We start from the raw sequence: 8,483 nt of genomic DNA on the forward strand, positions 1-8,483 counted from the left end.
CTGCACAGATGCACGACCGCCGGAACGCTGCGAAAATCCCCCACAAGGACCTCCTCATGGTCCATCTGACCTGGGGTTTTACCCTCGGGTCGTCATCAGCCCTGAAGGGTTCGCAACACCACGCGTCCGCGGCCGGCCCCCGGGACCCGGGACCGGCCGGCGCCACCACCGGGCGGCCGGGTGCCCGGTCAGCGCAGCGGGACGCCGTCCACCTCGACGCGCACCTTGGCGTCGTAGAAGCAGACGTGTTCGATGGCCGTGGTGGCCTCGGGCAACGGGTGCGGCAGGCTCCAGGCGGCGTCGGGGACGCGTTGGCCCCCAACGACCAGGTGCCAGTGCTGGCCGTCGCCCTTGTAGGGGCACTCGCTGACCGTCTCGCTGCGCTCCAGCAGGCCGATCCGCACGTCGTCGAACGGCAGGTAGTAGCGGACCGGGAGCCCGGTCTCGAACAGCAGCTTGGGCCGGTGGCTCTCGGCGACCACGACGTCGTGGTGGCGCACCACCACGTGCTGCGACGAGTTCCGGACGTCCACCCGGTGGTAGGGGTCGCGCGGTCGGGCGTAGACCGGGTCGTCCTCCTCGAACCAGCGGTCCATGGCCCCGTAGTCGATCGTCACGTGGTCGTCCAGGGGCGGTCCTGCCGGGTCGGACGTCACCAGTTCCAGGACGCACTCGGGCGCGGACCGTCCGTCCACCACCACGCTCCACCTGCGCCCGCCGTCGTCCCCCTGGTCCGCGGCGACCAGCAGGTCGCCGCGGAGGTCCGCCAACGGGAACCAGAACTGCGGGGCCGGGGTACCGGTGCGGTAGAGCGCCTGGCCGCGGCGGCTGTCCAGCACCACCTCACCGCCCAGCACCGCCCGCATCCTGCGCGGCCAACGCTCCAGGTACCACACGCGCTCGGGTACCGGGCCGAAGCTCAGGTCCCCGCCTCCCGGCCCGAAGACCCCGTTGCCGAACACCAAACTCATGATCGCCTCCTCGCCACGGGTACCGACGCCTGCGGCGTCACACCACGGTCCCTGCGCGGTACCCGGCAACGCCCGCCCCAACCCCGCCGCCCGGGCGGACGGCGCGGTCGGACCCGGTCCGTCCCGCGGTCGCCGCGCGGCGGGTCCGGACCCACACTGGAAGGGTGCTGACCGCCTACCGGGAACGCCCCCGGGCCAAGGGACCACAGCGATGAGGATCGCGCTGGCCGGGGACACCATGCTGGGCCGCGGCGTGGCCGACCGGTTGGCCACGGCCCCGCCCACCTCGCTGTTCGCCGACGAGGTCGTCGCGGCGGGGCGGGAGGCGGACCTGTTCCTGCTGAACCTGGAGTGCGCCGTCTCGGACCGGGGTGAGCCGTGGCCCGATCCGGCGAAGCCGTTCTTCTTCCGGGCGCCGCCGGTCGCCGTCGAGGCCCTGCGGCACCTGGGGGTGGACTGCGTCACCCTGGCCAACAACCACGCCCTCGACTACGGCGTCGAGGCCCTGGCTGACACGGTGCGGCACCTCTCCGCCGCCGGGATCGCCTGGGTGGGGGCCGGTGACGACCTGGCTCGGGCCCGCGCTCCGGCAGTGCTGGAGCGGGCGGGGGTCCGGGTGGGCGTGGTCGGGGTCACCGACCACCCGTCGGACTACGCGGCCGGGCCCGGGCGGCCCGGTGTCGCCTACGCCGACCTGGCGAACGGCGTGCCGGACTGGCTGCCGGAGACCATCGAGGGCCTGGACACCGACATCACCCTGGTCTTCCCGCACTGGGGGCCCAACATGACCGCGGGCCCGGTGGACCACGTCCGCTCGGCCGCTCGCGCCTTCCTGGAGACCGGCGCCACCCTGGTCGCCGGCCACTCCGCCCACGTCTTCCACGGGGTGGGCGACCGCGTCCTGTACGACCTCGGGGACTTCCTCGACGACTACGCCGTCCACCCGCGCCTGCGGAACGACCTGGGCCTGCTCTTCCTGGTCACCTTCGAAGGGCCGCGGCCGACCCGGCTCGAGGCGTTGCCGTTGGCCCTGGACTACTGCCACACCCGGCTGGCCACCGGCGCCCGGTACGCCTGGGTCGCCACCCGCTTCCGGGAGGCCTGCGCGGCGCTGGGGAGCGAGGTCACCGAGTCAGCGGGGCGGTTGGTGATCAGTCCGTTCCCGACCGCCCCGGGCCCGGGCCGACCCGGTGCGGGACCGCGGGCACGGCGCCGACGGTGGGTGGGGCGCCGTGGTCGGTGAACCGGGCAGCCTGCGGTACGGTCCGGACGACGAGCCGGCGGGCCGGTCCGGCTGCGGTGAGGAGTCCGCGGGGCGGTCGGGCAGGGGGCACCGGGCGGTGCCGCACACCGCGGACATCAGGGTCGAGGCGTGGGCCGAGGGCCGGGAGCAGTGCCTGGTCGAAGCCGTCCTCGGGTTGGTGGAGAGCTTCGCGGAGACGTCCGGGACGCACCCGACGGCGGTGGAGCGGGTCCGGGTGGAGCAGGGCTCGGACGACGACCTGCTGGCCGGCCTCCTCGACGAGGTGATCTTCCGGCTGGACGTGCACGGGCAGGTTCCCGTGGACGTCGAGGTGGAGGCGGTGGGCGGCGGCCTCGACGTGCGGCTCGCGGTCGTGGACGTGGGCTCGGTGGCCATCACCGGGGCGGCGCCCAAGGCCGTCTCGTTCCACGAGCTACGGCTGGAGCAGGGGCCGTGCGGGTGGACGGGTGAGGCGACGGTGGACGTCTGAACGCACCTGACGTCTGAACGCCCGGCCCACCCCCGGCCGTCCCCGCCGGGTCCTACCCCTTGACCACGCCGAGCGGGGTGAGCCGGGCCACGCCGCGGCAGAGCCCGGCGCCCTCGCTCACCTCCACCACGGAGGAGACGTCCTTGTACGCCTCGGGCGTCTCCTCGGCCAGTCCGCGCCAGGACGAGGAGCGGACCGCGACGCCCTCCGCCTCCAGCCGGGACCGGAGTTCCCTGCCGCCGACGGTGCGGGCGGCGGCGTGCCGGCTCATCACCCGGCCCGCCCCGTGGCAGGTGGAGTGGAACGCGCCGCCGCCGACCACGCCGGTGAGCACGTAGGACTCCGTCCCCATGGTGCCGGGGATCAGCACGGGCTGGCCGACGTCCCGCAGGTCGCCGGGGAGCGAGGGGTCACCCGGGGGCAGGGCCAGGGTGGCGCCCTTGCGGTGGACGCACAGGCGTTGCGGCTCCCCGTCCACCTGGTGCGTCTCGATCTTGGCCAGGTTGTGCGACACGTCGTAGACCAGCGACAGCCGCGCCCCTGTGGAGCGTCGGAAGATCCGGCGGGCCGCCTCGGCCAGCAACTGCCGGTTGGCGCGCCCGTAGTTGGCCGCCGCGGCCATCGCCCCGAGGTATGCGCGGCCCTCCGGGGACTCCACCGGGGCGCAGGCGAGCTGCCGGTCGGGGACGTCGATGCCGTACTGCGCCATCACCCGGTTCATCACCCGCACGTGGTCCGAGCAGACCTGGTGGCCCAGGCCGCGCGAGCCACAGTGGATCATCACGCACACCTGGCCGGGCGACAGCCCGAACGCGGCGGCCACCGCCTCGTCGTAGACCTCGGCGACCCGTTGGACCTCCAGGAAGTGGTTGCCGGAACCCAGGCTGCCGACCTGCCCGAGACCACGTTCCATCGCCCGCCCGCTCACCTGCTCCACGTCGGCGTCCGGCACCGCCCCGCCGTCCTCGCAACGCTCGAGGTCGCCCGGTTCGCCGTGGCCCTGCTCCACCGCGTACCGCGACCCTCCGTCCAGGACCCGTTCCAGCTCACCGCGACCGCTGAGCCGCCACACCGCTCCCGGCCCCGCGCCCCGCGGGATCACCTGGCCGAGCCCGTCCATCACCTCGTCCAGCGCCGGCGCCAGTTCCTGCTGGGTCTGGTCGGCAGCCAGCAGCCGAACGCCGCACGAGATGTCGAAGCCGACGCCGCCGGGGGACACCACTCCCCCGTGGTCCACGGCCGTCGCCGCGACGCCCCCGATGGGGAATCCGTAACCCCAGTGGATGTCGGGCATGGCGTAGGAGGCTCCGACGATGCCGGGCAGGGTCGCCACGTTGGCCACCTGGTCCAGTGACTTGCCGGCGTCCTGCAACAGCTCCCTGGAGGCGAACACCACCCCTGGCACCCGCATGCCCCCACGGGGTTCGATCCGGTAGCGGTAGGGGCCCTCTTCGACGATGTCCAAGGCGTCCATGGCAACCTCCGGTGTCGGCTGCCCGGGTGCCCGTCGGTGACCGAGCGCAAACGGAGCAACGCCCCGCCGCCTACTTGATCGCCAGGGCGGCACCGAGGAGCTGGCCGAGGATCTCCACGATCTTGATGTCCTCCTCGGTCAGGTCTCCGGCCTCCGGGCTGTCCAGCGTCAGCAGACCGAAGGCCTCATGGTTGGCGGACGGGGCGACGGCCGCGGCGATGCACGTCCGGTAGGTGCGGCTCCGCGTCCGCTGCTCCGGGGGTTCGAGTTCCATGTCGGGGACGAATAACGGCCGGCGCTGGTCCATATGCCTCAGTAAACGGTCACCGCGCGGCTCCCCCTCGCAGAAAACGGCTCTCGGGGCCTCCTGCCTCCCGAACCACAGACCCGTGGGGCAGCTCAGGACGCGGCCCCCCGGTGGTCCGGCGATTTCCAGCAGACAGGCGCGGGTGTTCTCCGGCCCGATGATTCTGGCAGCTCCGACGACCGCGGATTTCATGCGTTGTTGGAGCCTCTCCCGCTCGCGTGCCGACGGCCGGGCGGCCACCTCGCCCAGGGTGTGGACCAGCGGGACCAGCATCTCCTGGAGTGCCCGACGCTGCTCCGCGGCAGCCTGGTGCGCCGCCTGTTCCGCGGTGCGCACGTCACGGGCGGACAGGACGATGGTGAAGACGACGGCCAGTGACCCGGCACCGATGACGGATATCAACAGCCAGGTCGGTTGCTCGAGACCCGCGACTATGGAGGCGGTGTACGAAAGAACACTGAGGAATCCCGCAACAACCGTGCCCCGGCTAAGGACCCACCGCCTGCTCCCCATGATGCGCGAGCGTAGCACCGGGGCAGCACGGCCAAAAGAATACCTAACTGCCGGACGGTTCCATCGAATTCTCGCACGGGGCGCCCACCATCACCGCCAGCACACAACTGTTCGAACACGTACGGTAAAGCGACATCCCGAACGAAGGGTATTCCGTCCACCGGAACTCCACCTGCGTCCGAGGTTCGGTCATCCATCGCGTTCTCCACTCACACACCGGAGGCGGCCCGGTTTCCCACTGCAGGTGAACGGAGGCCGACTTGACAAATCACCCAGGCAGCGGATATTCTGACACGTTGTTATGGTACGCCCGCCTGGAAGCGCGGCTCCCAAGTGGGACCCGAAAGCGGAATTTCGGAATCAGTCCCGAAAAGCACGCCGATAAAGGGAACCCGCGCAGGAGCCAGTGCCAACTGAATTGGGGGCAGTCGCATGAGCAAGGATTCGGGTTGGGGCAAGGCCCCATCAACAGACGGTTCCGTCGAGTCCGAGCTGATGAAGGAGTTCCAGGAGGATCCCGCCGCCTACATGGAACAGCGGGCGAAGGTACTGCGCTCGAGCGGGTTCCAGGAGGAGCGGCAGCGCATCATGGACAGCCAGCGCGAGGCCCGCAAGGACCGCGGACGAGCGATCCTACGAATGTTCTCGTCACGCACCGCGAACGCTTGACCCACCCCCGTCCGACCGCCGTCGCAACCGCGGGCGAGCCTCGGACGGCTGGGGCTTCCGGGGGACAGCGCCGCCGCGCTGCTGGTTCCTCCCGCCTGGCCGCGGCCCCGCCGAGGTCCAGGCCAACGGCGCCGTCCCCGCGGAGGGCACTACCTGCCGACCCCGACCACCTGCTTGACCATCGCCGGGTCGTTCAGGAACGACAGCATGGCGTGGGCCAGGTCCGCCCGGGAGATCCAGCGGGAGTTGGGCACCACCCCGCCCGTTGACTTTCTGTAGCTCCTGGTCAACGGCTTGTCCTTGAGGTGAGGAGGTCGCACGACGGTCCACTCCACGGCGCTGCGCCTGATCTCCTCCTCCATCACCGCCAGGTCCGCGTAGACCGCGGCCAGCGCCTTGCGCACCAACGGAATGATCACCTTCCGTCCCAGGACGTTCTCCTCCGCCGGTATCGGCCCCACCGGAGCGGCGCTCACACCGACGTAACGACGGACCCCGCTGTCCTCCAGTGCGCGCAGGATCGCCCTGGTGCCCGCCGACGCGATCCCCGCCCCCTTATTGCTGGGTGAGCCCAGCGCGGACAGGGCCGCCTCCCGTCCCTCGACCGCGGGCCGCAGCGCCTCCGCGTCGGTCACGTCAAGGGTCAGCACGGTCAGCCGCTCATGGCTGACCGGTAGGCGCGCCGGGTCCCTCACGACCGCGGTCACCCGGTGTCCCGCCTCCAGCGACTGCCGCACCAGCTCCCGCCCGGTCCCACCCGTTGCTCCGAAGACCGTGAGTTCCATCACGTACCCCCTGGTGAGTGAATGTTTACTTACCCTAGGGTGAGTGAACACTCACCGTCCAGCAGGAGCCGTTGATGCAACCCGCGCCCGCCAGGACCCGAATTCTCGACGCCGCAGAACGACTGCTGCGCACCGTCGGCCTGGCCCACACCACGACCAAGGAGATCGCCCGCGCGGCGGACTGCTCCGAGGCCGCCCTCTACAAGCACTTCTCCAGCAAGGAGGACCTGTTCGTGCAGGTCCTGGAGGAGCGGCTACCGCGCCTCGGTCCGCTGCTCGCCGAGTTGAGCGTCGATCCCGGCCAGCGGACGGTCCAGGAGAACCTGGTGGAGATCGTCCGGCATGCCGTGCTGTTCTACGAGTCCAGCACGCCCATCGCCGGCTCCCTCTTCGCCGAACCAGCGCTGCTGCGCCGCCACCGCGAGGGACTGCACCGCCTCAACGCCGGGCCGCACCGGCCCCTGGAGGCGCTCGCCACCTACCTGCGGATCGAGCGCGCCGCCGGCAGGGTCCACCGGGAGGCCGACCCGGTCGCCGCGGCCAGCCTGGTCCTCGGCGCCTGCTTCCAGCGCGCCTTCCTCCATGTCTTCTCGGACGAGCCCTACGCCCAACCCCTGGACGTCTTCGCCACCGACCTCGCCCGCACCGTGCTCGCCGGCATCGCGCCCCGGCCCGCCACGACCGGCCAGGACGGTGACGTGGACGGCGGGGCGACGTGAACGACGGGTGACGCGGAACGGCGAGTGACATGGAACGGCGAGTGACATGGAATGACAAAAGGGCGACGCGGCCCGCGTCTCCGCGGCCCACGTCGCCCTTTCCATGGTGGAGGTGGCGGGAATCGAACCCGCGTCCTGTGGTGTAAAACCAGGGCTTCTCCGAGCGCAGTCTGCTACGAGTTTCTCGGCCCCGGAGATCACGCAGACAAGTCTCCGACAGGCCCAGCCACTGTGAGGTTTTCCGCTAGCCCCCGTGGCCGGGACTAGCGGTGGAGTTCCCTAGATGATGCCGGGGTCCGGGTCGGGAACACTCCCGGTCCGACACTTCGCGTGGTCGCTGACTGTTCTAATCAGGCAGCGAGGGCGAAGGAATCGCGCTTGGAATCGGCGATTATTTTTTTGCGGCATATGGTTAACGAGATCATTACCGCTTCCTCGGCTCGCTTCCCCTGCTTCGACATCCACAGTCGAAACCGATCACCCCCATGGTGATGTTCTCTTCAGTTGTCAAACATCCCGCTGCCCGGTGTGAACCGTCCGCGGGCCGGCACCTGCGACGAGGCCGGGTCCGGGCGCCATCATAGGTCACAACGCAGGGGCGTGCCACGCCATTCCCGCCGGCGCCACGGGGCCCCCCGGGACGCGCCGGGCCTGGTCAGCCCCGCTGCCGGCGACGGGCGGCGGCAATCGCCCGATCCGCCTCGCGGCGGTCCTGCTTCTCCCGCAGCGCCTGCCGCTTGTCGTGCAGCTTCTTGCCCTTCGCCACGGCGATCTCCACCTTGGCCCGGCCGTCCTTGAAGTACAGGGAGAGCGGGACCAGGGTGTGCCCGGTCTCCTGCGTCTTGACCCTCAGCTTCTCGATCTCGCCCCGGTGGAGCAGCAGCTTGCGCTTGCGTCGCGCGGCGTGGTTCGTCCAGGTGCCCTGGCTGTACTCGGGGATGTGCACGTGGTGCAGCCAGACCTCGTTGCCCTCGATCTGCGCGAACCCGTCCACCAGCGAGGCACGTCCGAGACGGAGCGACTTGACCTCGGTCCCGGTCAGGGCCATACCCGCCTCGTAGGTGTCCTCGATGAGGTAGTCGTGCCGCGCCTTGCGGTTCTGCGCGATCAGCTTGCGTCCAGTCTCTTTGGCCATGGTGAGGTCATTGTCGCACCCCGTGCCGGCCCGTCCCACCTGGTTTCCCGGGCCACTGGGCCGGCCGCCGGGCCTAGGGCCTGGCCCTAGGTGTGTTGTTCGGGCAGGTTGGTGACGCGGGTGGCTGGTGGGTGGCCGCCGATGCCGGTGTGGGGTCGGTGGTAGTTGTACCAGTCC

9 protein-coding genes and 1 other RNA gene are annotated in these 8,483 nt (G+C 70.9%); 4 read left to right on the top strand and 6 right to left on the bottom strand.

Annotated elements, in window-relative coordinates; genetic code table 11:
* Window positions 1-188: 188 nt before the first annotated feature.
* On the bottom strand, window positions 189-971 hold the full coding sequence (locus A3IG_RS0121890) for a DUF427 domain-containing protein (protein WP_018385730.1): 783 nt from the start codon (window positions 969-971) through the stop codon (window positions 189-191).
* 211 nt (window positions 972-1,182) lie between these two features.
* Between A3IG_RS0121890 and A3IG_RS30820 the strand changes: the two genes are divergently transcribed.
* The gene (locus A3IG_RS30820) at window positions 1,183-2,214 is read left to right on the top strand and encodes a CapA family protein (protein ID WP_018385731.1); all 1,032 of its coding nucleotides are present in this window, start codon (window positions 1,183-1,185) and stop codon (window positions 2,212-2,214) included.
* On the top strand, window positions 2,204-2,704 hold the full coding sequence (locus tag A3IG_RS0121900) for an archease (protein ID WP_407701037.1): 501 nt from the start codon (window positions 2,204-2,206) through the stop codon (window positions 2,702-2,704). The genes A3IG_RS30820 and A3IG_RS0121900 overlap by 11 nt, the downstream gene beginning before the upstream one ends.
* A 52-nt stretch (window positions 2,705-2,756) precedes the next feature.
* Here A3IG_RS0121900 and A3IG_RS0121905 read toward each other — a convergent pair whose 3' ends face one another.
* Entirely contained in the window at window positions 2,757-4,178 is a 1,422-nt protein-coding gene (locus A3IG_RS0121905) for an RtcB family protein (protein WP_018385733.1), read from the bottom strand.
* A 70-nt stretch (window positions 4,179-4,248) separates the two neighbouring features.
* The gene (locus A3IG_RS0121910) at window positions 4,249-4,887 is read right to left on the bottom strand and encodes a GAF domain-containing protein (protein ID WP_158676925.1); all 639 of its coding nucleotides are present in this window, start codon (window positions 4,885-4,887) and stop codon (window positions 4,249-4,251) included.
* Between the two features lie 543 nt (window positions 4,888-5,430).
* On the opposite strand from A3IG_RS0121910, the gene A3IG_RS0121915 reads away from it, so the two are divergent.
* A complete protein-coding gene (locus tag A3IG_RS0121915; protein WP_018385735.1) occupies window positions 5,431-5,667 on the top strand; it encodes a hypothetical protein in 237 nt (78 codons plus the stop codon).
* A 149-nt stretch (window positions 5,668-5,816) separates the two neighbouring features.
* Here the strand turns inward: A3IG_RS0121915 and A3IG_RS0121920 are convergent, their stop codons facing one another.
* Window positions 5,817-6,452 (bottom strand): NAD(P)-dependent oxidoreductase, encoded by a 636-nt coding sequence (locus A3IG_RS0121920; RefSeq protein ID WP_018385736.1) that lies wholly within the window; start codon window positions 6,450-6,452, stop codon window positions 5,817-5,819.
* 74 nt (window positions 6,453-6,526) lie between these two features.
* Here A3IG_RS0121920 and A3IG_RS30825 point away from each other — a divergent pair, with 74 nt between their 5' ends.
* Window positions 6,527-7,171, top strand: a complete 645-nt coding sequence (locus A3IG_RS30825; protein WP_018385737.1) for a TetR/AcrR family transcriptional regulator — start codon at window positions 6,527-6,529, stop codon at window positions 7,169-7,171.
* Between the two features lie 104 nt (window positions 7,172-7,275).
* Here A3IG_RS30825 and ssrA read toward each other — a convergent pair.
* Window positions 7,276-7,656: a transfer-messenger RNA gene (ssrA, locus tag A3IG_RS32940) on the bottom strand.
* Between the two features lie 170 nt (window positions 7,657-7,826).
* The gene (smpB, locus tag A3IG_RS0121930) at window positions 7,827-8,306 is read right to left on the bottom strand and encodes an SsrA-binding protein SmpB (protein WP_018385738.1); all 480 of its coding nucleotides are present in this window, start codon (window positions 8,304-8,306) and stop codon (window positions 7,827-7,829) included.
* Window positions 8,307-8,483: the final 177 nt, after the last annotated feature.

It is taken from the genome of Wenjunlia vitaminophila DSM 41686, assembly GCF_000380165.1.
Classification (GTDB): Bacteria; Actinomycetota; Actinomycetes; order Streptomycetales; family Streptomycetaceae; genus Wenjunlia; species Wenjunlia vitaminophila.

Bases quoted from the DNA above. Each gene is read 5' to 3' on its own strand.
- A3IG_RS0121890 (WP_018385730.1), bottom strand. From the start codon at position 971: ATGAGTTTGGTGTTCGGCAACGGGGTCTTCGGGCCGGGAGGCGGGGAC.
- A3IG_RS30820 (WP_018385731.1), top strand. From the start codon at position 1,183: ATGAGGATCGCGCTGGCCGGGGACACCATGCTGGGCCGCGGCGTGGCC.
- A3IG_RS0121905 (WP_018385733.1), bottom strand. From the start codon at position 4,178: ATGGACGCCTTGGACATCGTCGAAGAGGGCCCCTACCGCTACCGGATC.
- A3IG_RS0121915 (WP_018385735.1), top strand. From the start codon at position 5,431: ATGAGCAAGGATTCGGGTTGGGGCAAGGCCCCATCAACAGACGGTTCC.
- A3IG_RS0121920 (WP_018385736.1), bottom strand. From the start codon at position 6,452: ATGGAACTCACGGTCTTCGGAGCAACGGGTGGGACCGGGCGGGAGCTG.
- A3IG_RS30825 (WP_018385737.1), top strand. From the start codon at position 6,527: ATGCAACCCGCGCCCGCCAGGACCCGAATTCTCGACGCCGCAGAACGA.
- smpB (WP_018385738.1), bottom strand. From the start codon at position 8,306: ATGGCCAAAGAGACTGGACGCAAGCTGATCGCGCAGAACCGCAAGGCG.